Below are 26,765 nucleotides of genomic sequence, written 5' to 3' on the forward strand. Positions count from 1 at the left end.
TATTGTCATTTACCTTTGTTTGTCTATTTTTCAATTTGATAGTGATGATATTTAATACAGATAAATTCTGCCAATATATTGGTGCAGAAGTTGTAGGCCATAGTACGCCTAATACCTTAGAAATAAACAATATATCTGTTGATAGTAGGTCTCTATTAAATGATGAACATACATTGTTTTTTGCACTTGTAGGTAAGAACCACAATGGGCATGATTATATAGCAGAGCTTATCGACATGGGAGTGAATTACTTTATTGTAAGTGAAGTCCCAGATGTATATGGAGAGAATGTTACCTTTTTTAAGGTTGAGAATACGTTAGCTGCTTTTCAGAAAGCAGCTTCTTTTCACAGGAGTAATTTTAGTTTACCAGTCATTGGTATTACTGGCAGTCGAGGGAAGACTGTTGTGAAGGAATGGCTCAATTTTTTATTGAGTGAGGATTACTCTATTATTAAAAGTCCAAAGAGTTATAACTCACAGACAGGTGTTCCTCTTTCTGTTTTTGGAATTGAAGAAAAACACAATCTTGGTGTTTTTGAAGTAGGTGTTTCTCTTTCAGGAGAAATGTCTCATTTAGAACCAATAGTCAAGCCGACGATTGGGATTCTTACGGCAATCACAGACGAGCATAATGATGGTTTCGATAGCTTAGAAGATAAAGTTCGCGAGAAAGCACTACTTTTTAAAGATGTGGAGGTCTTAATCTGTGAAGATGATCCTTTGATTAGGAAGTTTGTAGGAGAAGATAAGATTTTTGGCTGGAGTTTGGGGAATAAAGACGCGTTAATCTACGGCTCGTTGGATAATGCTTCTTTAACCATTACATATAAGAAAGAGGTTACTTTCAACGTTGAGGTACCTTTAGCTGATATTACTTCCGTGCAAAACATCATGACTTGTATCGCTACTATGTTGTACTTAGGGGATGATTATGATTTAATAGCAAAGAGGATTGGTCTTCTTTATCCTGTAGAGCTGAGGCTTCGACTTACTAATGGTGTGCATAATTGCTCTTTAATAGATGATGCCTATAGTGCCGATTATCAATCTTTAGTTATTGCTTTAGACTTTTTAGAAAAGCACAAGATTAACAAGAAAAAAACAGTGATATTATCAGATGTGTTTTTTAGTGGTAAGAATGAACATGAAGTTTATCTCTCTGTCATAGAATTGTTGCAAACAAATAATATTACTCGAGTTTTTGGAATTGGACAACAGATTAGCAAGTATTTGGCGGATTGTCCAAACACTTATCTTTATGAGACAACAGATGAGTTTCTGCAAAAGGTTTCTACAGATGAATTTCAAGAAGAAACTGTCTTAGTGAAGGGGGCGAGAGCTTTTCGATTTGATAGAATTGTAAGCTTTTTGGAAACTAAAACACATGAAACTGTTTTAGAGGTTAATCTAAATGCTCTGCGTCACAATTTAAACTTTTATCGTTCAAAGCTAAATGCTGGAACAAAAGTCATGGTCATGGTCAAAGCTTTTGGTTATGGAAGTGGAAGCTTTGAGATTGCGAAATTACTTTCACATGAAAATGTTGAGTACTTAGGTGTTGCTTTTGCAGATGAAGGTATTGAACTTAGAAAGTCTGGGGTGAAAACGAAGATTATTGTCATGAATCCTGAGATAAATGCCTTTTCTGCGATGATAGCTTATGACTTGGAACCTGAGGTATATTCTATTCGAGAGTTGCATGCTTTTTTGAAAGTAGCAAGAGAGCGAAACTGTTATCAGTATCCTGTTCACATAAAACTTGAAACAGGGATGCATCGCCACGGTTTTGTCAAATCTGAGTTAGCTGAATTGATAGATATCTTGCGTTATACTAATGTCGTAGAAGTGAAGTCAATATTCTCTCATTTATCTTCCAGTGATATGCCAGAGTATAAAGAATTCACATTGCAGCAAATTCATACTTTTAAGGAAAATGCTGATTATTTGTGTTCTTCTTTAGAGATTGAACCCATACGCCATATTTTAAACACGTCGGGGATTTATAATTTTGCCGAGTATCAAATGGATATGGTTAGGTTGGGTATAGGTTTGTACGGTGTAGGTAATGATGTACAAGAGATGAGTAAATTGCAGAATGTCAGTACATTGAAAACCAGAATTATGCAAGTTAAAGATATAGAAGATACTGAGAGTGTAGGGTATGGAAGAAGGTATCGAGCAAATGGTAGACGCACCATAGCAACGGTTCCAATTGGCTATGCAGATGGTATAAGTCGATCTTGGGGTAATGGTGTTGGTTATGTGTTAGTTAATGGATCGAAAGCAATGATAGTTGGTGCAATTTGTATGGATATGTTGATGGTAGATGTGACAAATCTCGAATGTAAAGAAGGTGATGAAGTAGTGATTTTCGGTGAAAAACTCCCCGTTACAATCATATCAGATGCTTTGAACACCATACCCTACGAGATTTTGACTAATATTGCACAAAGAGTTAAAAGAATTTTTTTTCAAGACTAAAAATGTTATATTTTTGCGAAGTAAGAATTTATTAATAACCGTAAAAAGAAAATAACTATGGGATTTTTAAAAGAGTTTAAAGAGTTCGCTGTAAAAGGGAACGTGATGGACTTAGCAGTTGGGGTAATCATTGGGGGAGCATTTGGTAAAATTGTAACAAGTGTTGTAAATGATGTAATCATGCCTGTTGTATCTGCGATTATTGGTACACCTGATTTTAGTAATATGTATTTAGTACTAAAAGGTGAAGCAGCCGATGGAGCTCCTTTAGCAGCAGCGAGAGGAATAGACGGTAATGTTGTTTTTGCTTACGGTAGTTTTATTACTGAGGTAATTAACTTTACATTATTGGCTTTATGTGTATTCTTGATGGTTAAAGGAATCAACAAATTGAGAAAAGCAGAAGAAGCAGCGGTGGAAGAAGCACCAGCAGTTGAAGAGCCAAAAGCTCCTTCACAAGAAGATTTGTTAGCTGAAATCAGAGATTTACTTAAAAATCAGAAATAAGATTTCTTTTGAGAATAAAGTTTTTAGAAAAGAGTGGTGCTTTAAGTACCGCTCTTTTTTGTTTATCTAATGTTTGTGTTTGGTATTTCACGTTGTGATTGAGTAATATAAAAATTAAGTATTTTTGCCTTTTAAAGAAAATTTTTGAAATGCCATTAATTCAAGTGATCGAACATTCAGCTGATGTTAAAGCCTATGTTTGGAAAGTAGAGGAGTCAATAGAGGAGTTGTTGGCTGGTTTGTGTTTAAGAGTAGAAACTCAAAAGCGTTTGCAAGGGATGAAATCGCAAGTACATCAAAAGGGGTTTTTAGCTATAAGACAACTTTTGAATGGAATTGGCTACAGTGATTTTGATTTGCTTTATGATGGAAATGGAAAACCTTATTTGATTGATGGGAAATTTATTTCAATCTCGCATTCATTTGAGTATGCTACTATCATTGTGGGTAATGTCTCTGTGGGTATCGATGTTGAAAAAATTAGAGAGAAGATATTTCGCATTGCAGAAAAGTTTTGTAATGACGAAGAACTTCTTTTTGTGGGCAAGAGTGAACATCCAATCAATGTTTTGACTAAGATATGGTGTGCAAAAGAAGCCATGTTTAAAATGTGTGATTCGAAGGGAATTAGTTTTAAAGATCATATGCATGTAACTCTCGATGGTAAGGCAAGTGTAAAAGGAGATAGTATTAATAAGGATTTTTGTTACTATACTGTTAATTTATCGGGCTTTACTTTAGTTTATGCAATTGAGCAGTTAAAGTAGTATTGTAAATTGTAATCTTTTTGTATTTTCGTCAAAATATTAAATGGTATATGGAGAATAATTTAGATTTTGCAACACCTGTTGCTTTAGAGTCAGAAGCAGTTAGAACACAATTCTATAAGAGAACTTATGGAAGTTTGGCTTTAGGGGTACTTCTATTTGTGATTTTTGAAGCTGTTTTATTAAACACGCCTTTAGTTGTAGATGGTATGATGTCATTTATGGTAGATACTAAGTACGCATGGTTAATGATTTTAGGAGCTTTTATGGGAGTTAGCTATATCGCTCAAAACTTAGCTTATAATTCTGCAAGCAAGCCAAAACAATATGCTGGTTACGCGTTGTATATTTTGGCACAAGCTTTTCTTTTTGTTCCTCTAATAGTAATAGCTGTTAGTAAAACAGGAGACTTTTCGCTTGTTTCTCAAGCAGGTGTAATGACTTTAGCGTTATTTGGTGGATTGACAGGAGTAGTATTTGCTACTAATGCGAATTTTTCAATCTTAAGATCAATAATAACAATTGGATCATTTTTAGCTTTAGGAGTTATAGTAGCTGGAATCTTGTTTGGATTTAGTATTGGTTTATGGTTTTCTTTTGCTATGGTTGCCTTAGCATCTGCAGCTATTTTATACGATACTTGGCAGGTTAAAAATAAGTTTGCGGCAGATCAATATGTTGCAGCTTCTTTGTCTTTATTTGCCTCTCTGATGCTGTTATTGTGGTATATCCTAAATATACTAACTGGTAGAAATAATTAATATAAAAAAATATAAGTTACATTTGAACCACATTATAGCTATAATGTGGTTTTTTTATAGTAAATAGATAATAAGTGATCTCATGTTTGATTTCTTTTTTGGGGTGTATAAAGATGCTCCATTGTTACAAATTGTATTAGAGTCCATCGTTTTTCTTTTTGGAATATTAAGTGTATGGTATGCGGGAAAAGAGAATATTTTAGTTTATCCTACCGGAATAATAGCTACTGTTATTAGTGTTTATCTTTTATACGTAGCTGGTTATTTGGGTGATATGATTTTGAATGGATACTATTCAATTATGAGTGTATTCGGTTGGTATAATTGGTCACGGGTAGAGAACAATGAAAAAGTTTTAAAGATAAGTAGAACTAATTCAAGAGAGAAAGTCATCGGTTTAGCTATCTTTTTAGTAACTCTTGTTGTTATTTACGTTGTTTATACTTTAGTTGGCAATAAGATTGAACCAGAGAATTACATTGATATTTTTACTTCAGGTGTGTTCTTTACGGGTATGTATTTTATGGCTTTAAAGAAGATAGAGAATTGGACTTTATGGATTTTTGCTGATCTTATTTCTATACCTCTTTATGCTTATAGAGGTCTGGGGATTTTAGCGGTTCAATTTGCTATCTTTACAGTAATGGCTACGATGGCTTATATTTCGTGGTATAAAATTTTGGAAAATGATAAGAGAAATAATTGAAAAGGAATGTGATTTTAAAGCAGTTCGAAGTGGTGGTGCTGGAGGTCAGCATGTAAATAAAGTATCTTCAAAAGTTGTACTTTTTTGGAATGCAAAGTTATCTCAAGGTATCACTAACGAAGAGAGGGAACTTCTTTTTGAACGTCTGAAAAATAGATTTAATAAAGAAGGAATCTTGATTATTGAAGCAGATACTACACGTAGTCAAATTAAGAATAGAGAAATAGTTATCCAAAAGCTTTTTGACTTGTTGAGTAAAGGATTAGCAACTCAAAAAGAGAGAAAGGCAACAAAAACACCTAAACGCATAGTGCAAAAGAGAAAGGAAACAAAGGAAAAAATCTCACTAAAGAAAGCTTTGCGAAAGCGTATTTTTTAATGATTTGATAATATAGAATAGCAAATTGATAATGATTATCTAACATTCAAAAAGGGGATTAACAGTATTATTGGTATAGAATATTTAAGCGAATAAATAGATGATACCGAAGATAATACACCTGTGTTGGTTTGGAAAAAAACCATATTCTGATAAAGTACAAATGTGTTTAAACTCATTTCACAAGTATTTACCTGAATACGAGATTATGTTTTGGAATGAAGACAACTTTGATGTAACTGAGCTAAAATTTGTCCAGGAAGCCTATGCTGAGAAGAAATATGCTTTTGTATCTGATGTTTGTCGATTACACGCTTTAAAATTGCATGGAGGAGTTTATTTTGATACTGATGTTGAAGTGCTTCAAGAGTTGGATTCTTTTTTAGACTTTAGCTTTTTTTGTGGTTTTGAATCGGATAAACTTTTAAGTACCGCTGTTATTGGTGCGGTTCCAAATCACCCAATTATAAATGAATTATTAGATTTTTATAGTAATAAGACTTTTTATAGAAAGTACCACCCTTATAAGAAATACTACACTACGCCGAATACAATTCACGTCACTAAGAAGATTAAGGAAAAAGGTTTAGTATTAGAGGATAGGATGCAGAGGTTAGCAAATAATGTAGCTATATTTCCCACTTCGTATTTTAGTCCTATATGTACAAAAACAGGTGTATGTCATTTAACAGATAATACCTTTACAATTCACCATTTTACTGGTTCGTGGCAAGGTGGTAAAAATCGCAAGGAATGGATAAAGTCTTTCTTTGGTTTGTAAATGAAAGAAGAGTGCCTATATTTGCAACATAAAATCTCAAAGGGGTGCCTTACGGCTGAGATCATACCCATAGAACCTGGGCGGGTAATGCTGCCAAGGGAGTAAACAACATTTCTTTGTTGTAATGGAATAAGTGTAATTATTAATCAATAGAAATAATTGCCCCTTTTATTTGTGAAAAATACTTTTTTTACGAATGAAAAATAAATTTTCAAAATCATTTTTAGTGTGTGGCCTTGCCATAAGTCTACCTGTATTAGGGGTGGCTCAAGACAAAGTAGTAAATGATAGCATTCAGCATACTGCCTTGAATGAAATCGTGTTGTCAGCTACTCATATTGATGAGAAAACACCTATCGCTTTTACAAATGTTAGTAAACGCGAATTAAGCAAACGCAATTTGGGTCAAGATATCCCTTCATTGTTAGGTCTTTTGCCATCTGTTGTTACAACTACTGATGCTGGTGCTGGTATAGGGTATTCAAGTTTTCGAGTTAGGGGGTCTGACGCTACTCGTGTCAATGTGACCTTGAATGGTATTCCTTATAACGATGGTGAGTCTCAAGGATCTTTCTGGGTGAATATGCCTGATTTTACTTCTTCTGTACAAAATATCCAATTGCAAAGAGGTGTTGGTACATCAACTAATGGAGCTGCGGCATTTGGTGCAAGTTTAAACCTTAATACAGATGAGTTTTCACATGAAGCTAATGGTGAAATTTCAAATAGCTTTGGTAGTTATAATACAAGGAAATCAACTGCTAAGTTTAGTACAGGGTTAATCAACAACAAATTTGAGTTGGCAGGTAGATTGTCTGATATGAAGTCAGATGGATATATCGATAGAGCCTCGGCAGATATGAAATCATACTTTTTACAAGGGGCTTATGTGGGTGAAACTACTATGATTAAAGCACTGGTTTTTGGCGGTAAGCAAAAAACGTATCAAGCATGGAGTGGAGTTTATCAAGATGACCTTGATAAATACGGTAGACGTTATAACCCTGCAGGAAAGTATAAGGATGATAATGGAAACGAGCAGTTTTATAAGAATGAAACGGATAACTATATTCAAAAACACTATCAACTTCACTGGACTGAAAGATGGAACGACGCATGGTCTTCTAACGTCTCTTTGCATTATACGAAGGGAGATGGTTATTACGAAAATTATAAAAAGAAGCAAGATTTAGAAAGTTATGGACTATCTCCTGTAATAGTTGACGGGAAGGATATTCGCGAGAGTGACTTGATAAGACGCAAACACTTGGATAATCACTTTTATGGAATGGTTTTCAATACCAAGTACGCTACGGATAAGCTTAGTGTAGTTTTAGGTGGAGGAGCGAATAAGTACGAAGGTGATCACTTTGGAGAAATACTATGGGTAAAGGAAGCGGTAAAGCATTCGTACAAACAGGAATATTATCGCGATGATGCTGTTAAAACAGATATGAATTTCTATGCTAAAGCAACTTGGCAATTTGTTGATAAATGGAGTCTGTTTGGAGATATGCAGTATAGAAGGGTTACCTATGAAGCTAATGGAATTGAAACAGGGCTTGTAAATGACAAGTTTAACTTCTTTAATCCTAAAGGAGGAGTAACTTACCAATTGGATAATCAGAATCAGTTTTACTTTTCTTATGCTCGTGCAAATAGAGAGCCGAATAGAAAAGATTATGAAGGACTTGGAAAGCCCAAAGCGGAGAAATTAAATGATTATGAATTAGGATGGCGTCACAAAGGAGAGAGAGCCTCAATCAATGTGAATGCTTATTTGATGGATTATAAAGATCAATTGATACTTACAGGAGAAATCAATGACGTAGGGGGGATGTTGAGAGCTAATAGTGGTGATAGTTATAGACTTGGACTTGAGGTCGAAGCAAATGTAAAAGTCTTAGATAAAGTGTATTGGTCTCCGAGTTTAACTATAAGCACAAATAAGAATAAGAACTTTAAGACAAACATAGACGAACAATCAGTTAATTTAGGAACAACTAATATCGCTTTTTCTCCTGATTTTATAGCGTCGAATACACTGACTTATCTGCCTATAAAGGGTATGAGTGTTTCTTTGTTAACTAAGTTTGTAGGGGAGCAATATATGGCTAATATAGATGCTAAAGAGTCTAAGTTGGATTCCTATTTTATTAATGATTTAAATGCGACCTACGAGTTCCCTATTAAAGGATGGGTAAAGTCTATAGGGGTATCAGTTTTAGCAAATAATATTTTTAATGTCAAGTATATATCAAATGGATATTATGATACTGATTGGGGACCTGCTTATTATTCCCAAGCAGAGTTTAATATTTTAGGGGGGGTAACAATTAAGTTTTAAAACGCTGAAATAAGAGTTGTGGATTAATAAAAGAAAGAGGTTTAAAAAACCTCTTTTTTTTATTAATAGTTTACATAGATAACGTCTCCTTGTTTCTTGGTAGGATACGCCTTTAAAGCATATTCAAGCTTTATACCTACAGGTCTCCCCCAAGCTCCTGTAGCTATATCGTAATAAACTTTTTCTCCATTGTGCAGATGTGTTGCAGTACAATAGAAAAATGTTTTGCGAGTAGGGTCTTGAATAAGTATGGAAGAACCATCTGCTTGTATATGGTGATTGGGGCAAGTTAGTTCATAACTGTAATATTCATTCATTCCATTTGACGAGTAAATAGCTACACCTGAAATACCTGCTTGAGCTGACCGATCTACGTAGACTCCACCTGGATATCTTAAGTTATCAGCATAGGATAAGGGAATACTTAAACTTACATTCTGACTTGGTAGATAGGGATTTGAATTATTGATATCACTTTTTGAACAGCTTGTTATTAAGATTATTGTGGTAAAAAGCACTAATGTTTTTTTCATTGTCTAAATATTTGTAAAACAAATTTAATTATTTAACTTTGACAAAGTGTTGAAGGACACAGTTAATAACATAGAAACGTAAAAAAAATACAATATTGTAAGAAATCCCGTATTTATGGGATTTTTTCTATTTATATAAACCATTAATTATGAGTAAGATTTCGTATTATACTGCTGAAGGACTAAAGAAATTGAAAGACGAATTAGAGCAGTTAAAAAGTGTTGAGCGTCCGAAGGCTTCTCAAGCAATTGCTGAAGCTAGGGACAAGGGAGATTTATCGGAAAATGCGGAGTACGATGCAGCTAAGGAAGCACAAGGTTTATTGGAACTTAAAATTGCTAAATTAGAAGAAGTTGTTGCTAGTGCAAGATTAATTGATGAATCACAGTTAGATAACTCTAAAGTGTTAGTATTATCTAAGGTTAAGATCAAAAATCAGGCGAATGGAATGCAAATTACATATACATTAGTTGCAGAAAGTGAAGCTGATTTGAAAACTGGAAAGATATCTGTTACTTCACCTATAGGTAGAGGACTTTTAGGTAAGAGTGTAGGAGATGTTGCTGAAATTCAAGTTCCAAATGGAATTATGAAGTTTGAGATTCTTGAGATAGGTAGAGATTAATTAAAAAGATATTAATATGAGCTCAATATTTACAAAGATTATAAGTGGGGAGTTGCCTGCTTATAAAGTGGCAGAGGATGATAATTTCTTAGCTTTTTTGGACATTAATCCTAATGCTAAAGGTCATACTTTGTGTATTCCGAAGAAAGAAATAAATAAGATCTTTGACATGGATGAGGATCATTATTTAGAGCTAATGAAGTTTTCGAGAAAAGTGGCTATAGCTTTAGAAAAAGCAATACCATGTAAGCGAGTTGGTATGGCTGTTGTCGGTTTAGAAGTTCCTCATGTTCATGTGCATCTAATCCCTTTACAAGAAATGGATGATATGCGCTTTACTAAGAAGGAGAAATTAACGACAGCTGAATTCGAGCAAGTTACTGAAGCTATTAAAGCTGCCTTGTAAGGGAATTGAGTTTCTAATAAAAACAAAAAAGTCGATAATTTCTTATCGACTTTTTTGTTTTTTATATGTCAAGCAGAAAGTTGTGCCTTTGCCTACTTCTGAGTGATAAACTTTAATTTTTCCACTTTGAAATTGCTCTACTATTCTCTTGGTAAGTGATAGTCCTAATCCCCAACCTCTTTTCTTGGTTGTATAGCCTGGCTCAAATATTTTTGAGTGAAGTTTCTTTGGGATCCCACTGCCCGTGTCCGTAATGAATATGTTTACAGTTTTGTTGTTATCCTGTATGAGAATGTCTAACTTACCTATACCTTTCATTGCATCAATGGCGTTTTTGATTAAGTTTTCAATTGTCCAACTGTGAAGCTCTTTGTTTAGAGGAATCATAATTGGGTAGTCAGGTAGGTTGATTGTATATTCAATTTGTTTAGAATTTCGAGGACTGAGATACTCAAAAGTCTTTCTTGTTTCTTCTACAATATCGTAGGGACTAAGTTGAGGTTTAGATCCTATTTTAGAAAAGCGATCAGCAATTGTTTGCAAGCGAGCTACATCCTTGTGAATTTCTGATGTAATCTGCTCATCTACGTTTTCAAGCTTCATTATCTCAATCCATCCGAGTAGGGAAGATAGTGGAGTTCCAATTTGATGCGCTGTTTCTTTGGCCATACCTGTCCAAAGCTTATTTTGCATAGCACTTCTATGGCTCCTATAAAAATTGAAGATAAGTACAGAGAAAAATAGAAATACTAAAACTAATGATATTGGATAGTATTTGAGTTTAGTTAATAGGGATGAGTTACCATAATATAAATATTGGATTTCATCACCTATTTTTACTTCCATCGGAGTATTTTGTGATTTTAATTTCTTTAAGTAATCCTGCGCTTTCTTAGGGTTGTTTACTATTCGTTCATCTACATTAATAAAGGATAGTATACTGTCTTTTTCAGTAGTTTGTACAATTGGAATAGTCTTGTTCTCTGTCAGAATAAGAAGAGAGAGTCCTAAACTTGTATCGCTTAGTTTCGCATTGTATAATGTATTGGTCGTTTCCGCCCAGATGTTCATTTTAATACGTTCTTCTTCTTTGTACATTTGGAAGAAGGTATAAGTATTCCACAAAATTAGTACAAGAGTGAAAAAAGCTGCTGTTACAAGAAGCCAACGTATTATTTCCTTTTTGTTATTCAATTGCGTATTATTATTAGCGTATATAAAAGTATGTAAATTAAACGAGAAAGTTCTTTTAGAATTGTATCCTTATAAAATTTTCCCTTTCTAAAAGCTTTTGTAAATTTACTACTTTACAAAAATATAACATTATGAAGACTATAAAACCAAGTGATATTAGCGTAGTGGAACTACAGGGTTTCTTACAGAGTTCTGTTGGCCCTCGTCCTATTGCGTTAGCTAGTACTTTGGATGCTGATGATAAGCCCAATCTTTCCCCTTTTAGCTTCTTTAATTTGTTTAGCGCTAATCCTCCCATTTTGGTATTTTCACCTTCGAGAAGGGTAAGGGATAATACATGTAAGCATACATTATTCAATGTACAAGCGACAATGCAAGTAGTTATAAATGTCGTGACATATGATATGGTACAGCAAACTTCTTTGTCAAGTACTGAGTATAAGGATGGTGTTAATGAATTTATTAAGGCAGGTTTTACCATGATTCCATCGGACGAGGTTAGGCCATTTAGAGTTAAAGAAAGCCCAGTGCAGTTTGAATGCATTGTGCAAGAGGTAATTGGTTTAGGAAATGAAGGAGGAGCTGGTAATTTAGTGATTTGTGAAGTTGTCAAAATGCACATTGATGAGCGTATCCTGACTAGTGATGGGAAAATAGATCAAACTAAATTAGACTTAGTTTCTCGCATGGGGGGCAATTGGTACTCACGAGCTAATGAGGGGATGTTTGAAGTAGAAAAACCTTTGACCACATTGGGAGTAGGAGTTGATGTTATACCACGCGAAGCTTTGGATAGTGGTGTTTTTAATGGAAATGACTTGGGGATTTTAGGCAATGTAGAGCACTTGCCAAGAGAAGAAGATATTTTGAAATTCGTAGAGTCAAATAATGAATTAAGTGATATCTTGCAAGGTGGAAATGTAAATGATAAATTTGCATTGGCTAAAAAGTATTTAGAAGAAAATAATGTACCTTTGGCTTGGAAAACCATACTGGCAAAATAGTTAATAAAAAACGAGGAAAATATTTATACAATGGAAGTTACAGGAAGAATCAAATTGATTGGACATATTCAAGATATTAGTTCAAGTTTTAGAAAAAGAGAGGTTGTCGTAACAACAGATGAGCAGTATCCACAACATATTATGATTGAGTTTACTCAAGATAGAGTTAGTTTGTTAGATACATTTCAAGTTGGAGAACCTGTTCGTGTTTCAATTAATTTGAGAGGAAGAGAATGGGTAAGCCCACAAGGTGAAACGAGATACTTCAATACAATTCAAGGATGGAGAATTGAGAAAGCTGCTGCTGGACAACCAGGTCCTGATATGCAACAAATGCCTAATCAAGGATTTGGTGGTAATAATATGAACCAAGGTGGTTTTGCAAATCAAGGTCAACAGAACCAGGGATTCCAACAACAGCAAACACAACAAGGTGGTTTTAACCAAAGTAATGATGGTTCTCAGTTTAACAATCAACAAGGTGGGTTTAATAATCAAGCTCAACAAGGTCAAGGTTTCCAACAGCAACAAACGCAACAAGGTGGTTTTAATCAAGGAAACCAAGGAATGTATGCTCAGAATCAAGGTCAAAACCAATTTAATCAATTTGGACAACAGAATACAGGAAATCAGTTTCCGCCTGCTTCAAGCTATAATGAAGAGGAACACGATGATTTACCTTTTTAATTAAAATAGAAAGTCCCTGAGTTAACCTTAGGGACTTTTTTTACCTTTTTTTAAATGATTACTCTCTTAAATGAACATTACCTAAGTTTTCCAGATGTTGATCAAGCTCATGAATCAGGCATACTTGCCTTAGGTGGAGACCTTTCTCCAGAAAGATTAGTGTTGGCTTATAACTCTGGTATTTTCCCTTGGTTTGAAGACGGTGAACCTATTACTTGGTGGGCACCTAACCCGCGTATGGTTTTGTTTTTTGATAATTTAATCATTTCTAAGAGCATGCGTAATGTCTTGAATAGAGGTTCATTTCGCATTACCATGAATACTTGCTTTAGAGAGGTAATCACGAATTGTCAAAGTATTAAACGCGTAGGGCAAAATGGTACCTGGATTACGGATGATATGATCGAGTCTTATTGTACTTTACACGAGATGGGAATTGCTAAATCTTTTGAGGTTTGGCAGGATGGCAATTTGGTTGGTGGGTTATATGGAATTGATTTAGGCCATATCTTTTGTGGAGAGAGTATGTTTTCGAAGGTTTCTAACGCAAGTAAGGTTGCTTTTATTTACTTAAGTCAATATCTCCAGTCAATGGGATACAAACTCTTAGATTGTCAAGTTTATAATGATCATTTGAGCAGTTTAGGCGCAATAGAAATTCCACGAGATGTTTTTATGGAATACTTACTTCAAGGTTAGTCCTTTTTCTCAATTGCTTTCTTCATTCTGTTGATAAGTATTAGTTTTTATATCTTTTTTCTTTTTTTGTTGATAACTAATGTGTTTGTGCTTTATTAGTGTTGATAACTACTTTATATCTGTTGATAAGTGCTCTTTTAACCCCTATAAAATGTTGATAACTCTTTATTCGTGTTTATAAACTCCCTTTTTATTGTTTATAAATGAAGTATTGATGTTAATAAGTTAAGAGGTTAGATCTCACAGGAGACCTATTCTTTTGTGTAAAATAATTCCCCTGTGAAATTCTTACTCATGTCTTAGAGGTATAGTTCCTTTCCCATTTCTATAAATTCTTCTGACTTTTCACGCATTCCTTGCTCTGCTGTATCTCTAATCTCTTGTGATATTTTCATAGAGCAGAACTTAGGTCCACACATTGAACAGAAGTGAGCTACCTTCGCACCATCTGCAGGTAGTGTCTCGTCGTGAAATTCTCTTGCCGTATCAGGATCTAGTGATAAGTTGAATTGATCTTCCCATCTAAACTCAAAACGTGCTTTACTTAGCGCATTATCTCTGTATTGTGCTCCTGGATGCCCTTTGGCTAAGTCTGCAGCATGTGCCGCAAGTTTATAGGTAATCACTCCATCTTTTACGTCTTTTTTGTTCGGTAGTCCTAAGTGTTCTTTGGGAGTAACATAGCACAGCATGGCTGTTCCATACCAACCTATCATTGCCGCTCCAATGGCTGAAGTGATGTGATCATATCCTGGTGCAATATCTGTAGTTAATGGTCCTAATGTATAAAAGGGTGCTTCTCCACAATCGCGTAATTGCTTTTCCATGTTTTCTTTAATCATGTGCATAGGTACATGTCCTGGTCCTTCTATCATGACTTGTACATCGTGTTTCCAAGCGATTTTGGCTAATTCTCCTAAGGTTTCTAATTCTGCAAATTGTGCTGCATCATTAGCATCAGCAATTGAACCTGGCCTTAAACCATCCCCTAAGGAGAAAGCGATATCGTACTTTTTCATGATCTCGCAGATTTCTTCAAAATGGGTATATAGAAAATTCTCCTTATGGTGAAACAAACACCACTTTGCCATTATAGATCCTCCGCGGGACACTATGCCTGTCACTCGATTAGCAGTGAGGTGTATGTAGCGCAGTAGTACGCCTGCATGAATGGTGAAATAGGACACGCCTTGTTCAGCTTGTTCGATTAGGGTATCTTTGAATATTTCCCAAGTTAGATCTTCTGCTATCCCTTTTACTTTTTCTAAGGCTTGATAAATTGGTACTGTACCTATAGGGACAGGTGAGTTGCGTATTATCCACTCTCTTGTTTCGTGAATGTTTTTACCTGTTGATAAGTCCATTATGGTGTCCGCGCCCCAACGACAAGCCCATACTGCTTTCTCTACTTCTTCTTCTATAGAAGATGTAACTGCGCTATTTCCAATGTTTGCATTGATTTTAACTAAGAAATTACGACCAATAATCATGGGTTCGCTCTCTGGGTGATTGATATTGTTTGGAATGATAGCGCGTCCACTGGCTATTTCTTCACGGACAAATTCTGGAGTAATAAAATTTTTAGGAGTATTAGCGCCAAAGCTATTGCCTTGATGCTGCTGCTTCATAGCTGAGGTAGCTTTGTTTAGCTGTTCTATTCTTTGGTTTTCTCTGATAGCTACGTATTCCATCTCAGGTGTGATTATTCCCTGTTTAGCATAGAATAATTGAGTTACGTTAGCTCCTTCTTTAGCCACTTTAGGGTTGTGTCTAAATTCGAAGTGCAAATGATTGAGTTTTTCATCTGCCAATCTTGCTTTGCCGTACTCTGAAGTGATTGATCTTAGAATATCTACATCCTCTCTGTCTATGATCCACTGTTCTCTTAGGCGTGGTATTCCTTGGCGGATATCGATTGTAATGTTTGGATCTGTGTAGGGGCCAGAAGTGTCGTATACTGTGACGGGGGGATTGTGTTCTGTGGTTCCATTGGAGAGTTTAGTGTCGCTTAGTGAGATTTCTCTCATTGCTACTTGAATAGGGTAGATCGTTCCCTTGATATACACTTTTTTTGAGTTGGGAAAAGGCGTCTGTGAAATGCTGTGTTGTTCCATTGTCTTATTTAGTTTAATGAGTAAATACTTGTTAGATTGAATGGAACCACTTGATTGTAGTACGTGTGATTATTAGGTATATCCTTACTTATAGACAATTGCTGCATGGGTGAGATAGTATTGACGTTAGTAGACCTATTGACCTTTACAGTTCTCTGTCTTTGTATTGCAGTAAGGCTTACAGTAAGCTGTTTGCAAGTGAATCGTTCGTCACAGAAAAACGGTACGCTGTGTTTATAGATTTTAAGTTCCATTCCTTTTGTTCTTATGAGATATAACTTTAGGAATGGCTACAAGAAGGCACGGTCGTACCTATTTAATGAAGTCATCTTACTTTTCCCTACGCTAGTATTAACCAGATCAGGTTCAAAGGGTGAAGTCTCAGCCTACAATTTGTGTAGACACCCCTAAAGCTTGAGGCAAATATAGCCATTAATCATTAGCAAACAAATTACCCGCTTGTTCCTCATCGGCCAAATAAAAAACGCTGAGAACTAATCTCAGCGTTTCTATTTATATTTTTTCTGCATAAAGAATATAGTATCTTGGAGTAAACCACCTCAAGAGAGGTCTGATACCTAACTTTTTGATTGGGTGTGTCCACATATCTCTATCGATGATCTTATATCCTGCTTTTTGTACAAGCCAATCTAATTGCCAAGGTTCAAATTCGTGATAATGTCTGTCTAACATATCCGTTTTACTTCTATAGGCAGTGCTAAACCACAATCTCAACGGAACTGATATTACAATTTTATTAGCCTTACATGATTTAAGTACTGTATAAGGATTTAGTAAGTGTTCTAAAATTTCAAAAGCCGTTAAGACTTCGTAATCTCTATTTGTTAAAGCACTCTGATCTTCATCTAAATCTTCTCCGGTGGTATTGATAACTTTGAATCCACTTTCTTGCATAATTTTAGAAAGCGGATTAACTACCCCTAAGTCTAGAATAGTTGAGTCTTTCGCAATATGTTTATTGACAAACTCCATTGTCTTTCTAAATCTCTTACTTGGATATGTTTTTTCGTACATGGTATTTTAAACGAACTGAATTGTATTAAGCTTCTGCTGGTATAGTTTTACTTTTCGATATTTTGTTTACGATAATAGCGATAGCTCCATCTCCCATAACATTACATGCTGTTCCAAAACTATCCATAGCGATATAAAGTGCAATCATTAAACTTTGTTGCTCCATATCGAATCCTAAGATAGAGGCTAATACACCTAATGAAGCCATAATAGCACCTCCTGGTACTCCTGGTGCAGCTACCATAGTGATTCCCAACATAAAAATAAATCCAACCATGAGGGTAAAATCAACTGTTTGACCTTGTACCAACATCAATGCAATAGCACATGCAACTATCTTCAAGGTACTTCCAGCTAAGTGAATGGTTGCACATAGAGGTACTGTAAATCCTCCAATTTTTGGATCGACATTATTTTTTATTGTCTGCTCTAATGTAATTGGAATTGTTGCAGCAGAAGATTGTGTTCCTAAAGCAGTGAAGTAGGCGGGTAGCATATTCTTCATCAGCTTGAAAGGATTTTGTTTACTTATTGTACCTGCAATTACATATTGGAATACTAATACAAAGACGTGTAGGATAAAGATCACTCCGATTATTTTTACAAACGTATCCAGTACAACGAATACTTGACCGTTATAAGTCATATTCAAGAATATACCGAATATAAACAGCGGTAAGAAGGGAATGATTGCTTTATTGATAACAGACATAATGATGCTCTGAAAGTCGTTAAAAACACCCTCTAAATACGTGAAATTACCTTTTGATATTCCTATTCCTAACAGAAAAGAGATAACGAGAGCACTCATAACGTCAAACATGGGGGGCATAGCGATATCAAAATAAGATTCCAAGTTCTTAGTAGATTCTGTGATATTGCCCAGCTGTTCAGTGGCTAAAATATTAGGGAAAGTAGTAATACTTACTCCATACGAGATAAATCCAGCGAATAGCGTAGAGCTATAAGCAATGGCGGTGGTAATTAATAAAAGTTTACCGGCATTTTTACCAATATTTCCAATTGCTGGTACTATTAGACCAATGATGATCAGGGGAACAATAAATTTTAAAAATCCTCCGAAAACACTATTAAAAGTGCTGAATATTCTCCCAATTGATTCTGGGAGGCGGTTACCTAACACGCTACCTAACACGATAGCAATAATAATCTGTATTAATAGGTTGTTTTTTAAAAATTTCATAATAAAAACTAGTTGTGCTTGGTAAAAGTAATAAAAAAAAGCCTCAGAATTAACTGAGGCTTTTATAAATATTGCTAAAAGGTTGTTGATTAACCTAAAGAAGCTCTTTTGAATCCAGTGATTTCTACACCAAAACCTTTCACGTATTCTCCAACTTTTTTAGACTCATCTTTAATAAAGTTTTGGTCTAATAAAGCTTTCTCTTGATCTAAAGTAGTGTTGTCACTGATGAAACGTTGAATTTTACCAGGTAAAATTCTATCCCAAATATTTTCTGGTTTACCTTCAGCTTTTAATTCAGCTTTAGCATCTTCTTCCGCTTGTTTTAATACTTCGTCAGTAATTTGAGCGTAAGAAATATATTGAGGTACATTTTTAAGAGTTTTTCCTAAACGTACTAATTCTTCATTTTCTTTTACGATAACAGCAATACGAGCTTCAGTTTCTTTAGCTACGAACTCTGGATCGAAATCTTTGTAAGACAATGTTTCAGCTCCCATAGAAGCAACTTGCATAGAGATATCTTTTCCTAACTCCTCAGCTTTTGCAATTACAGCAGATAAAGCAGTGATAGCAGCAATTTTGTTACCGTGGATGTAAGTACCGATATAAGCTCCTTCTAAAACTTCGAAAGATCCGATTTCAATTTTCTCACCGATAACTCCAGTTTGCTCGATTAACTTGTCAGCTACAGTCATACCTTCAAATTCAGAAGCTAAGAATTCTTCTTTTGTGTTGAAGTTGATTGCTTTTTGAACCATTTCTTTTGCAAGAGCAACGAAAGAATCATTTTTACCTACGAAGTCAGTTTCACAGTTTAATGTGATAACAACTCCTCTAGTTTTAGTATCATTTACGTAAGAAATAGCTACTCCTTCGCTTGACTCACGGTCAGAACGGTTAGCAGCAACTTTTTGTCCTTTTTTACGTAACACTTCGATAGCTTTATCGAAGTCACCTTCAGCCTCTACTAAAGCTTTTTTACAGTCCATCATTCCGGCACCTGTAATTTGTCTTAGCTTGTTTACTTCTGCAGCAGTAATATTTGCCATTGTTCGTTGTATTAAATAGTTAATAAAAAAAGTCGTTATCGACAGCGCTTACAAAAGTAGACAACTATCAGCATAACGACTTTATGATATTGTTAAAAAATTATGCTTTAGGAGCATCAACTTTAGCAGCTGCTGCTTCTTCTTTTTCAGATTTTCTTTCTGCATTACCTTCGATAATAGCAGAAGTAACTAAAGATAATATTTTTTCAATTGATTTAGAAGCATCATCGTTTGCTGGGATAACGAAATCAACTTGACGTGGGTCAGAGTTAGTATCTACCATAGCGAAGATCGGAATGTTTAATTTTTGAGCTTCTTTAATCGCAATGTGTTCAGCTTTGATATCAACTACAAATAGAGCAGCTGGTAGACGAGTCATGTCAGCAATAGAACCTAAGTTCTTCTCTAATTTTGCGCGTAGACGTTCAACTTGTAAACGCTCTTTCTTAGAAAGAGTCATAAATGTACCGTCTTTTTTCATTCTATCGATTGAAGCCATTTTTTTAACAGCTTTACGAATAGTAACGAAGTTTGTTAACATACCACCTGGCCATCTTTCAGTGATGTAAGGCATGTTAGCTGCAGCTGCTTTTTCAGCTACGATGTCTTTCGCTTGCTTTTTTGTAGCAACGAAAAGGATTTTTCTTCCTGATGCAGCGATTTTTTTCAAAGCTTCATTAGCTTCTTCAATTTTAGCTGCAGTTTTATATAGATTGATAATGTGAATACCATTACGCTCCATATAGATGTAAGGAGCCATATTTGGGTCCCATTTTCTAGTCATGTGTCCGAAGTGAACACCTGCTTCTAGTAATTCTTTAACTTCTACTTTGTTTGCCATTTTTGTAATAGTTTACGTTCTGTTACTTTAGCAATGGATGAGTAGCGAGGATAAATTCGGTCCCAACCATTTAGATGCTAAACTACCTCTTGCCTCGGCAAGTGGGCAACAAAAACTTAGATTTTTTAATAATATGTAAATATTAACGTTTAGAGAATTGGAATCTCTTACGAGCTTTCTTCTGACCGAATTTCTTACGCTCAACCATACGTGGGTCACGTGTAAGTAATCCTTCTGGTTTTAAGATTGCTCTGTTTTCAACTTCTACTTCACACATTGCTCTTGCAATTGCCATACGCACTGCTTCAGCTTGTCCTGTAGTTCCTCCTCCGTATACATTTACTTTGATATCAAAGTTCTCAGCATTCTCAGTCATTGCTAGAGGCTGTAAAACTTTGTACTGTAATGTACCAGTTGGGAAATAAGTTTTAAAATCTTTTTTGTTTACTGTGATGTTTCCTGTTCCTTCTGAAACATAAACACGAGCCACAGCAGTTTTTCTTCTACCGATTTTGTGAATAACTCCCATTACTTAATTTCGTTTAAATTAACGGTTTTAGGTTGTTGAGCTTCGTGTTTGTGCTCAGCACCTACATTTACATTTAGATTACGGAATAATTGTGCTCCTAATTTGTTTTTAGGCAACATTCCTTTTACTGCTTTCTCGATCAATAATGCAGGGTTTTTTTGTTGCATTACTTTAGCAGTTAATGATCTTTGTCCTCCTGGGTAACCTGTGTGACGGATGTAAGTCTTGTCATCTAATTTGTTACCTGTTAGGTTGATTTTTTCTGCGTTGATAACGATTACGTTGTCTCCACAGTCTACGTGCGGTGTGTAATTTGTTTTGTGTTTACCTCTTAAAAGTACTGCAACTTTTGAAGCAAGACGTCCCAAATTTTGACCTTCAGCGTCAACAATTAACCACTCTTTTTGAGCAGTTGCTTTGTTAGCCGATACTGTCTTGTAGCTTAAACTTTCCACAATAAATTTGTATTTAATTAAACATTCCATTCCCAATTAAGGGAGTGCAAAATTACATAAAATCTTTTACTATACAAATTTATAGTCTTTTTTTTCGAATTAATTGGGGCTCAATCGTTTGAATAACAATTGTATCGACAGAAGTTTTGTCCTGCTTTATGCTATCTTTTAATGTGCCATTTTCTTATCTATACTTTTTTTCTTTTGAAAAGAGATGCTTAGAGGTAATTGTTTTATTTTTAGTAGCTTATTATACAAAGAATAGTTATGAAAAAGTTATTTGTTTTTCCAATTGTGTTTCTTAGTTGTTTGTTTTCTATGAGCTGTAATCAGACTCATAAGAATAGCGCGTCAGTAATTACTGATACAAATAGTACCTCTCCTGTCATAGTTGATAATAAACACGAAAGGCAAAATGCGTTATATGATCGTGTAAAAGTAGATTTAGTGGAAGGTAGATTTACAGAGGCACCTTCGGAAATTGAACTGAGTATTTGGAATCAATCACAGGAGGTTATCAAGGTGAAAGGCGATTATAGGATTTGCATATTAGAAGGTAGAGAGTGGATCCCTATTGATTTTGAAGATCTGTCAATAGGAGGTGACTCTTATGTTATTAGTAAAGGTATGAGTGTGAAAGTATCTGTTCAGATACATCCTAATTTGGTTGAGTACAAGCAGGGGGACTATCGGGTTTCTGTTGCTATTGATAGTGATGTAGGAGAGGTCGAAGTAGATGGATATTTCTCTATTGTGAAGTAGATTTGAGATGATATAAAGAAGTGGTGATTTGCTTTTATACGTTTAGAGATTCAGATGATCAGGTGTGCTTGTGCTTTAAACAAACAAGGAACAACTGTTTTTTTAGTTGTTCCTTGTTTGTTATTTTACTTAGTACAGTTTAGGGTTATATAATTCTGGATATTTTGCCATTTCGGCATAATAGTATGGAGCAATTAAATCTAAAGTCTGCTCAAAGGTTAAGTCGTTAACTTCTATTAACTTAAATATACCACATTCTTTTTTTCTATAATCAGCATAGCAGAGTGCTATAGGGATATTCGCTTGTTTCGCGATTTGATAAAAACCTTGTTTCCATTTATCTGAAAATGATCTGGTTCCTTCTGGGGTGTTTATAATAGCAATCTTATCCGCATCATTAATTAACTCTACGGCATAGCCTACTAAGTTCTGTCTCTTTGAACGATCAACACCTATACAGCCTAATGCTTTAAAGAAAAAGCCAAACCACGATTTGGTATAGTAATCTTTAATAAACATCTTAAAGGGAACTCCCATAATCCAAAAACAGGCAAGGCTATAGTAGAAATCCCAGTTTGAAGTATGTGGTACACAGATTAGAACTGTTTTTTTAGCTTCATCAATAGAAATTCCATTCGTATTCAATTTCCATCCTGTGACTCCTAACATTAAACGACCAAGCAGTTTTTTCATTTTGTCTTTTGTATAAAATTAAAAGGCAAATATAGAATAATTTAGATACCTTAGTATATGCTTATAGTAGTAATGGAATATTACTATTTAGTATTTTATCTTTTCTCTTTGAACAACCCCTCATCATTTTAAAAGTTTTATTTGCTTCCCTAATTTATGTGATTTGTAGGGGATAGCTTCCAATTTGGGTTCGAAAGCCAAATTAGCATATAATTGATTTCTATTTCGGATTAAGTTTGACTCTTGTTTAAGGCGATTGCTTCGTTTTTTCTGTAAAGTATGACATACAGTGTTATGTACATTATCTGTATCAATGTTTATGGTCAAGGTGATCTTGGATAGAAAATAAACCTTTATGAGCTTGTTGTTCGTTTTTTAGGTGTCAACCATAATGTGTTGTATGGTTGTTTATTGCTTTATCTCTTTGTGTAAATGGTATTTGATATGAATGTCTATTTCTTTAGTATGACTATTTTGAATAAGGTGTATGCTGACTAATTTCATGAATCAATAGTACTTCGTTTAGGCTTTTCTTGCACTTCCTTTGGGATTTCTTGCTCTTTTCTTGGGGTTTTCTTGCCTAGAGGGCACTTTTCTCGAAGAAAGGTGCAAGAAAGGTGCAAGAAAACCTCAAGTAACACCGAATCATATTCGTACAAATCTATAGTAAGTTGCGAATTGATAGGATGAAGTAATAAACTGTTTGCTTATATCGATTTCACGTTGAGAATAAGTAGTCTTAAAAGACATTGATTCCCTTATTCTTTTACAAAAGAGGATATTTAACTTGGTTAACTATATTTTAATTGTAGTGAGGTTAGTGCGTTTTACTTTGTATGCTTGGATTAACTCTATATTTCGAAGGTATCATTTTTAGAGTAAGGATTGTTTCTCAACTTACTTTATCTTCTTTTCATGTTGAGTCAAAGTTTGAAGGTAGAAGATCTATTGTAAAAAAAAGAAGTCTTGCGAAAGACTTCTTTTTTGGGAAAAGTTTAGGAATATCCTAATCAAACAATTAGGACTTTGGTTTTATAGAAACAAATTTACTGAGATAGCGTTTAAGTAACGTTACATTTTTAGTGAACTTCGCTAAAAATTGAGTAAAGCAATTATTTAGTTAGGGGAGAGGGTGTTCAGTGGTAGTTTTTCACGCGTTATTTTTGTCTTTTTTATAAAAGATAGTGTTGAAAAAGAAAATCCCATTTGATTTTTTTATCAAATGGGATTTGTTTGTTTTATTAATGAGCTTCAAGCCAATTTTGTCCTACTCCTAAGTCAACAATTAAAGGAACGCTAAGCGTGAAAGCATTTTCCATTTCTTGTTTGACCATTGTTTTTAAGTTTTCTAATTCTTCTTTATGTGCATCAAAGACAAGCTCATCGTGTACTTGTAAGAGTAATTTTGATTGCCATTTTTCTGAGATTAACTTTTTGTGAATGTTAATCATTGCTATTTTGATAATATCTGCTGCGCTACCTTGAATCGGAGCGTTTACGGCATTTCGTTCAGCAGCTCCTTTTACAACTGCATTGTGGGAATTGATGTCTTTCAAATATCTTCTTCTACCTAAGATTGTTTGTACATAACCATGTTCCCTTGCAAAGTCAATTTGCTTAGCAATATAATCTTTTAGTTTTGGATATGTTGCGTAGTAAGTGTCTATTAACTCTTTACTCTCTGAACGAGATAAGTTAGTTTGATTGCTCAATCCAAATGCAGATACACCGTAGATAATCCCGAAGTTAACAGTCTTTGCATGACTACGTTGTTCCTTAGTTACTTCTTCAAGAGGTACATTAAACACTCTTGCAGCAGTAGAACGGTGAATATCTTCTCCGTTTTTAAAGGATTCAATCATATTAGGTTCTTCACTCAAAGCTGCAATAATTCGCAGTTCTATCTGTGAGTAATCGGCTGCCATGATTACGTAGTTTTCATCTCTTGCAACAAATGCTTTTCTCACTGAACGCCCTCTTTCTGTTCTAATAGGTATATTTTGCAAGTTTGGATTATTAGAACTTAGACGACCTGTTGCGGCTACAGCTTGCATATATTCTGTATGAACTCGCTTTGTTCTCGGATCCACTTGTTTAGGTAAAGCATCTACATAAGTGTTTTGCAATTTAATCAGTTGTCGCCAATCTAAAATATCTTGCACAATTTGGTGCTTTGGAGCTAAGTCGCTTAAGATTTCTTCTCCAGTAGCGTATTGTCCTGTCTTTGTCTTTTTTGGTTTGCTTCCACCAATCTTTAACTTGTCAAATAATATATCGCCAAGTTGTTTCGGTGATGCTAAGTTGAATTCTTCTCCAGCTTCTTCGTAGATTGCCTTTTCTAATTGTTTGATATCCTGATCTAATGCACCTGATAGGGAAGCAAGGAAGTCTATATCTAAGCGGATTCCTTCGCTTTCCATATCTGCTAAAACAGGTACTAAAGGCACTTCTATATTTTGAAATAGTTCAATCGTGTTTGTCGCCTGCAATTGAGGCTCAAAGTTTTGTTTTAACTGAAAGGTGATATCGGCATCTTCTCCTGCGTATTCTTTTACCAATTCAGGAGAAATGTCTTTCATAGACTTTTGATTTTTACCTTTTTTGCCAATCAAATCCTCAATTGGTTGTGGGGTATATCGCAAGTATGTTTCAGAAAGGATATCCATATTATGACGCATATCAGGATTGATCAGATAATGCGCAATCATTGTGTCAAACAAGGGTCCTTTTACTTCAATGTTATACTGTTTGAGTACTTTAATGTCATACTTGAGGTTCTGACCAATCTTCTCTATTTGTTCAGATTCAAAAAACGCTTTGAAAGACTCGAGTAATTCTTGAGTTTCCTCTTTGTTATCAGGGAAAGGAACGTAGAATGCAGTGCCTTTTTCGTAAGAAAAAGCAATACCTACAAGTTCAGCATTTAAAGCATCTAATCCTGTTGTTTCAGTATCAAAACAAACACTTGTCTGCTGAAGTAAACTTTGAACTAAAAGGCGAATACTCATTTTGCTATCACATAATTGGTAAACGTGATTTGTTGTGCTCAAATTAGCAAAATAAGGAGAGTCGCTATTTGTAGTATTTTCAACCTCTCCAAAAAGTGAAAATTGATCATCTAAAGTGGCATTTTTTGCGTTAGACGTAGCAGTTTCAGGCGTTTTTATTGATGGTTGGCTAACACTGAATATTTTGTCAAATTGTTCTTTCATCCTTCTGAATTCTAATTCTACGAATAGAGCTTCAGACTTTTCGATATCTGGTTGTTCAAGAACAAATTGATTAGCATCGAAGGTAACAGGGCAATCAAGCATGATCGTCGCAAGTTTCTTTGAAAGAATTCCCTTTTCTTTATTGTTTTCAATGTTCTCTTTCATTTTTCCTTTTAACTGATGGGTGTTGTCAAGTAAGTTTTCCATTGAGCCATACTCTTTCAAAAACTTCTTTGCTGTTTTTTCACCAACACCAGGTAATCCTGGAATATTGTCAACTGAATCTCCCATCATACCTAAAAAGTCAATAACTTGAATAGGTTCTTCAACTTCGAATTTCTCTTTCACTTCATCTATTCCCCATATTTCAACGCCATTGCCCATTCGCGCTGGTTTGTACATGAATATGTTCTCTGATACCAACTGAGCATAGTCTTTATCAGGTGTAACCATATATACTTTGAAGTCTTCTTTTTCAGCTTGTTTTGATATTGTACCAATCAAATCATCTGCTTCATAACCACTTACTTCAATAATTGGAATGTGCATAGCCTTTAAGATCTCCTTAATGTACGGTACAGCTATTTTAATAGCTTCAGGCGTAGCATCTCGATTTGCTTTATATTCTGGGAATAACTCTAAACGATCCTTACTTCCTCCATTGTCAAATGCTACTGCTAAATGATCAGGTTGTTCTTTTTTGATAACATCTAATAGTGAGTTCATGAAACCCAAAATAGCTGATGTGTCTAATCCTTTTGAGTTTATTCTTGGGTTTTTGATAAATGCGTAATACCCTCGGAATATTAAAGCATAAGCATCAAGTAGAAAAAGACGTTTTTTATTATCCATAGGAAGAATTTATTTGTTTCTAAAATTAAGTTTCAAAGATACGCAATTTGGTCTTCGCTTGAAAATCACTCCTCCATAATGTCTTTGTGGAGAATGGTATTAAATAATGTTAAAGGTATTTTGTAGACTGATACAA

25 protein-coding genes and 2 riboswitches are annotated in these 26,765 nt (G+C 34.8%); of the genes, 14 read left to right on the forward strand and 11 right to left on the reverse strand.

Annotation, left to right across the window (positions count from 1 at the left end; genetic code table 11):
- Positions 1-44 precede the first annotated feature (44 nt).
- The 8 genes from GOQ24_RS00980 to GOQ24_RS01015 all read left to right on the forward strand — a co-directional run bounded on the left by GOQ24_RS00980 (position 45) and on the right by GOQ24_RS01015 (position 8,731).
- Positions 45-2,483, forward strand: a complete 2,439-nt coding sequence (locus GOQ24_RS00980) for a bifunctional UDP-N-acetylmuramoyl-tripeptide:D-alanyl-D-alanine ligase/alanine racemase (RefSeq protein ID WP_160338939.1) — start codon at positions 45-47, stop codon at positions 2,481-2,483.
- A gap of 57 nt (positions 2,484-2,540) precedes the next feature.
- Positions 2,541-2,990 carry a large conductance mechanosensitive channel protein MscL gene (gene mscL / locus GOQ24_RS00985; protein ID WP_155092483.1) on the forward strand — a complete coding sequence of 150 codons (450 nt, stop codon included), beginning with the start codon at positions 2,541-2,543 and terminating at the stop codon, positions 2,988-2,990.
- Between the two features lie 149 nt (positions 2,991-3,139).
- Positions 3,140-3,757 carry a 4'-phosphopantetheinyl transferase family protein gene (locus tag GOQ24_RS00990; RefSeq protein ID WP_160338940.1) on the forward strand — a complete coding sequence of 206 codons (618 nt, stop codon included), beginning with the start codon at positions 3,140-3,142 and terminating at the stop codon, positions 3,755-3,757.
- 50 nt (positions 3,758-3,807) lie between these two features.
- Complete coding sequence (locus tag GOQ24_RS00995) at positions 3,808-4,518, forward strand: Bax inhibitor-1 family protein (protein ID WP_160338941.1); 711 nt, start codon at positions 3,808-3,810, stop codon at positions 4,516-4,518.
- A gap of 82 nt (positions 4,519-4,600) precedes the next feature.
- Positions 4,601-5,224 (forward strand): nicotinamide riboside transporter PnuC, encoded by a 624-nt coding sequence (pnuC, locus tag GOQ24_RS01000; protein ID WP_155092486.1) that lies wholly within the window; start codon positions 4,601-4,603, stop codon positions 5,222-5,224.
- Positions 5,205-5,603 carry an alternative ribosome rescue aminoacyl-tRNA hydrolase ArfB gene (gene arfB / locus GOQ24_RS01005; RefSeq protein ID WP_155092487.1) on the forward strand — a complete coding sequence of 133 codons (399 nt, stop codon included), beginning with the start codon at positions 5,205-5,207 and terminating at the stop codon, positions 5,601-5,603. Before pnuC ends, arfB begins: the two co-directional genes overlap by 20 nt.
- 100 nt (positions 5,604-5,703) lie before the next feature.
- A complete protein-coding gene (locus GOQ24_RS01010; RefSeq protein ID WP_155092488.1) occupies positions 5,704-6,384 on the forward strand; it encodes a glycosyltransferase family 32 protein in 681 nt (226 codons plus the stop codon).
- A gap of 30 nt (positions 6,385-6,414) precedes the next feature.
- Positions 6,415-6,502: riboswitch (TPP riboswitch) on the forward strand.
- A gap of 78 nt (positions 6,503-6,580) precedes the next feature.
- A complete protein-coding gene (locus GOQ24_RS01015) occupies positions 6,581-8,731 on the forward strand; it encodes a TonB-dependent receptor (RefSeq protein ID WP_160338942.1) in 2,151 nt (716 codons plus the stop codon).
- Positions 8,732-8,793: 62 nt separating this feature from the next.
- Here GOQ24_RS01015 and GOQ24_RS01020 read toward each other — a convergent pair whose 3' ends face one another.
- Positions 8,794-9,264, reverse strand: coding sequence for a hypothetical protein (locus GOQ24_RS01020; protein WP_160338943.1), 471 nt, complete (start codon positions 9,262-9,264; stop codon positions 8,794-8,796).
- Between the two features lie 149 nt (positions 9,265-9,413).
- On the opposite strand from GOQ24_RS01020, the gene greA reads away from it, so the two are divergent.
- Positions 9,414-9,890 carry a transcription elongation factor GreA gene (gene greA, locus GOQ24_RS01025; protein ID WP_155092491.1) on the forward strand — a complete coding sequence of 159 codons (477 nt, stop codon included), beginning with the start codon at positions 9,414-9,416 and terminating at the stop codon, positions 9,888-9,890.
- 16 nt (positions 9,891-9,906) lie between these two features.
- Complete coding sequence (locus tag GOQ24_RS01030; RefSeq protein ID WP_155092492.1) at positions 9,907-10,296, forward strand: HIT family protein; 390 nt, start codon at positions 9,907-9,909, stop codon at positions 10,294-10,296.
- A gap of 42 nt (positions 10,297-10,338) precedes the next feature.
- Here the strand turns inward: GOQ24_RS01030 and GOQ24_RS01035 are convergent, their stop codons facing one another.
- A complete protein-coding gene (locus GOQ24_RS01035; RefSeq protein WP_155092493.1) occupies positions 10,339-11,490 on the reverse strand; it encodes a sensor histidine kinase in 1,152 nt (383 codons plus the stop codon).
- A 131-nt stretch (positions 11,491-11,621) separates the two neighbouring features.
- On the opposite strand from GOQ24_RS01035, the gene GOQ24_RS01040 reads away from it, so the two are divergent.
- From GOQ24_RS01040 to aat, 3 genes are read left to right on the forward strand one after another with little or no spacing between them, the layout of a single operon-like run.
- Positions 11,622-12,494 carry a flavin reductase family protein gene (locus GOQ24_RS01040; protein WP_160338944.1) on the forward strand — a complete coding sequence of 291 codons (873 nt, stop codon included), beginning with the start codon at positions 11,622-11,624 and terminating at the stop codon, positions 12,492-12,494.
- Between the two features lie 30 nt (positions 12,495-12,524).
- Positions 12,525-13,181 carry a DUF3127 domain-containing protein gene (locus GOQ24_RS01045; RefSeq protein WP_160338945.1) on the forward strand — a complete coding sequence of 219 codons (657 nt, stop codon included), beginning with the start codon at positions 12,525-12,527 and terminating at the stop codon, positions 13,179-13,181.
- 54 nt (positions 13,182-13,235) lie between these two features.
- Positions 13,236-13,880 (forward strand): leucyl/phenylalanyl-tRNA--protein transferase, encoded by a 645-nt coding sequence (gene aat, locus GOQ24_RS01050; RefSeq protein ID WP_155092496.1) that lies wholly within the window; start codon positions 13,236-13,238, stop codon positions 13,878-13,880.
- Positions 13,881-14,179: 299 nt separating this feature from the next.
- Here the strand turns inward: aat and thiC are convergent, their stop codons facing one another.
- From thiC to rplM, 7 genes are all read right to left on the reverse strand, one after another.
- Positions 14,180-15,994, reverse strand: a complete 1,815-nt coding sequence (gene thiC, locus GOQ24_RS01055; protein ID WP_160338946.1) for a phosphomethylpyrimidine synthase ThiC — start codon at positions 15,992-15,994, stop codon at positions 14,180-14,182.
- A gap of 320 nt (positions 15,995-16,314) precedes the next feature.
- A riboswitch (TPP riboswitch) is annotated at positions 16,315-16,413 on the reverse strand.
- Between the two features lie 94 nt (positions 16,414-16,507).
- Positions 16,508-16,987, reverse strand: coding sequence for a class I SAM-dependent methyltransferase (locus GOQ24_RS01060; RefSeq protein WP_160338954.1), 480 nt, complete (start codon positions 16,985-16,987; stop codon positions 16,508-16,510).
- Positions 16,988-17,054: 67 nt separating this feature from the next.
- Positions 17,055-18,233 (reverse strand): dicarboxylate/amino acid:cation symporter, encoded by a 1,179-nt coding sequence (locus GOQ24_RS01065; protein WP_160338947.1) that lies wholly within the window; start codon positions 18,231-18,233, stop codon positions 17,055-17,057.
- 89 nt (positions 18,234-18,322) lie between these two features.
- The gene (gene tsf, locus GOQ24_RS01070; RefSeq protein WP_155092499.1) at positions 18,323-19,285 is read right to left on the reverse strand and encodes a translation elongation factor Ts; all 963 of its coding nucleotides are present in this window, start codon (positions 19,283-19,285) and stop codon (positions 18,323-18,325) included.
- A 100-nt stretch (positions 19,286-19,385) separates the two neighbouring features.
- The gene (gene rpsB, locus GOQ24_RS01075; protein WP_155092500.1) at positions 19,386-20,126 is read right to left on the reverse strand and encodes a 30S ribosomal protein S2; all 741 of its coding nucleotides are present in this window, start codon (positions 20,124-20,126) and stop codon (positions 19,386-19,388) included.
- Positions 20,127-20,268: 142 nt separating this feature from the next.
- The gene (gene rpsI / locus GOQ24_RS01080; RefSeq protein ID WP_155092501.1) at positions 20,269-20,655 is read right to left on the reverse strand and encodes a 30S ribosomal protein S9; all 387 of its coding nucleotides are present in this window, start codon (positions 20,653-20,655) and stop codon (positions 20,269-20,271) included.
- Complete coding sequence (gene rplM, locus GOQ24_RS01085; RefSeq protein WP_160338948.1) at positions 20,655-21,110, reverse strand: 50S ribosomal protein L13; 456 nt, start codon at positions 21,108-21,110, stop codon at positions 20,655-20,657. The genes rpsI and rplM overlap by 1 nt, the downstream gene beginning before the upstream one ends.
- Before the next feature lie 267 nt (positions 21,111-21,377).
- Here rplM and GOQ24_RS01090 point away from each other — a divergent pair, with 267 nt between their 5' ends.
- On the forward strand, positions 21,378-21,872 hold the full coding sequence (locus GOQ24_RS01090; RefSeq protein ID WP_160338949.1) for an immunoglobulin-like domain-containing protein: 495 nt from the start codon (positions 21,378-21,380) through the stop codon (positions 21,870-21,872).
- Positions 21,873-22,001: 129 nt separating this feature from the next.
- Here GOQ24_RS01090 and GOQ24_RS01095 read toward each other — a convergent pair whose 3' ends face one another.
- Together GOQ24_RS01095 and polA are read right to left on the reverse strand one after the other, a co-directional pair.
- The gene (locus GOQ24_RS01095) at positions 22,002-22,565 is read right to left on the reverse strand and encodes a 1-acyl-sn-glycerol-3-phosphate acyltransferase (protein WP_160338950.1); all 564 of its coding nucleotides are present in this window, start codon (positions 22,563-22,565) and stop codon (positions 22,002-22,004) included.
- 1,241 nt (positions 22,566-23,806) lie between these two features.
- The gene (polA, locus tag GOQ24_RS01100) at positions 23,807-26,629 is read right to left on the reverse strand and encodes a DNA polymerase I (RefSeq protein WP_160338951.1); all 2,823 of its coding nucleotides are present in this window, start codon (positions 26,627-26,629) and stop codon (positions 23,807-23,809) included.
- Between the last annotated feature and the right edge of the window lie 136 nt (positions 26,630-26,765).

Origin of the sequence: Myroides sp. LoEW2-1 (assembly GCF_009767705.1) — a bacterium.
Lineage (GTDB): Bacteria > Bacteroidota > Bacteroidia > Flavobacteriales > Flavobacteriaceae > Flavobacterium > Flavobacterium album_A.

Excerpts from the sequence above, each read along its gene's own strand:
- GOQ24_RS00980 (WP_160338939.1), top strand. The coding sequence starts at position 45 with ATGATATTTAATACAGATAAATTCTGCCAATATATTGGTGCAGAAGTT.
- mscL (WP_155092483.1), top strand. The coding sequence starts at position 2,541 with ATGGGATTTTTAAAAGAGTTTAAAGAGTTCGCTGTAAAAGGGAACGTG.
- GOQ24_RS00990 (WP_160338940.1), top strand. The coding sequence starts at position 3,140 with ATGCCATTAATTCAAGTGATCGAACATTCAGCTGATGTTAAAGCCTAT.
- GOQ24_RS00995 (WP_160338941.1), top strand. The coding sequence starts at position 3,808 with ATGGAGAATAATTTAGATTTTGCAACACCTGTTGCTTTAGAGTCAGAA.
- pnuC (WP_155092486.1), top strand. The coding sequence starts at position 4,601 with ATGTTTGATTTCTTTTTTGGGGTGTATAAAGATGCTCCATTGTTACAA.
- arfB (WP_155092487.1), top strand. The coding sequence starts at position 5,205 with ATGATAAGAGAAATAATTGAAAAGGAATGTGATTTTAAAGCAGTTCGA.
- GOQ24_RS01010 (WP_155092488.1), top strand. The coding sequence starts at position 5,704 with ATGATACCGAAGATAATACACCTGTGTTGGTTTGGAAAAAAACCATAT.
- GOQ24_RS01015 (WP_160338942.1), top strand. The coding sequence starts at position 6,581 with ATGAAAAATAAATTTTCAAAATCATTTTTAGTGTGTGGCCTTGCCATA.
- GOQ24_RS01020 (WP_160338943.1), bottom strand. The coding sequence starts at position 9,264 with ATGAAAAAAACATTAGTGCTTTTTACCACAATAATCTTAATAACAAGC.
- greA (WP_155092491.1), top strand. The coding sequence starts at position 9,414 with ATGAGTAAGATTTCGTATTATACTGCTGAAGGACTAAAGAAATTGAAA.
- GOQ24_RS01030 (WP_155092492.1), top strand. The coding sequence starts at position 9,907 with ATGAGCTCAATATTTACAAAGATTATAAGTGGGGAGTTGCCTGCTTAT.
- GOQ24_RS01040 (WP_160338944.1), top strand. The coding sequence starts at position 11,622 with ATGAAGACTATAAAACCAAGTGATATTAGCGTAGTGGAACTACAGGGT.
- GOQ24_RS01045 (WP_160338945.1), top strand. The coding sequence starts at position 12,525 with ATGGAAGTTACAGGAAGAATCAAATTGATTGGACATATTCAAGATATT.
- aat (WP_155092496.1), top strand. The coding sequence starts at position 13,236 with ATGATTACTCTCTTAAATGAACATTACCTAAGTTTTCCAGATGTTGAT.
- thiC (WP_160338946.1), bottom strand. The coding sequence starts at position 15,994 with ATGGAACAACACAGCATTTCACAGACGCCTTTTCCCAACTCAAAAAAA.
- GOQ24_RS01060 (WP_160338954.1), bottom strand. The coding sequence starts at position 16,987 with ATGGAGTTTGTCAATAAACATATTGCGAAAGACTCAACTATTCTAGAC.
- GOQ24_RS01065 (WP_160338947.1), bottom strand. The coding sequence starts at position 18,233 with ATGAAATTTTTAAAAAACAACCTATTAATACAGATTATTATTGCTATC.
- tsf (WP_155092499.1), bottom strand. The coding sequence starts at position 19,285 with ATGGCAAATATTACTGCTGCAGAAGTAAACAAGCTAAGACAAATTACA.
- rpsB (WP_155092500.1), bottom strand. The coding sequence starts at position 20,126 with ATGGCAAACAAAGTAGAAGTTAAAGAATTACTAGAAGCAGGTGTTCAC.
- rpsI (WP_155092501.1), bottom strand. The coding sequence starts at position 20,655 with ATGGGAGTTATTCACAAAATCGGTAGAAGAAAAACTGCTGTGGCTCGT.
- GOQ24_RS01090 (WP_160338949.1), top strand. The coding sequence starts at position 21,378 with ATGAAAAAGTTATTTGTTTTTCCAATTGTGTTTCTTAGTTGTTTGTTT.
- GOQ24_RS01095 (WP_160338950.1), bottom strand. The coding sequence starts at position 22,565 with ATGAAAAAACTGCTTGGTCGTTTAATGTTAGGAGTCACAGGATGGAAA.
- polA (WP_160338951.1), bottom strand. The coding sequence starts at position 26,629 with ATGGATAATAAAAAACGTCTTTTTCTACTTGATGCTTATGCTTTAATA.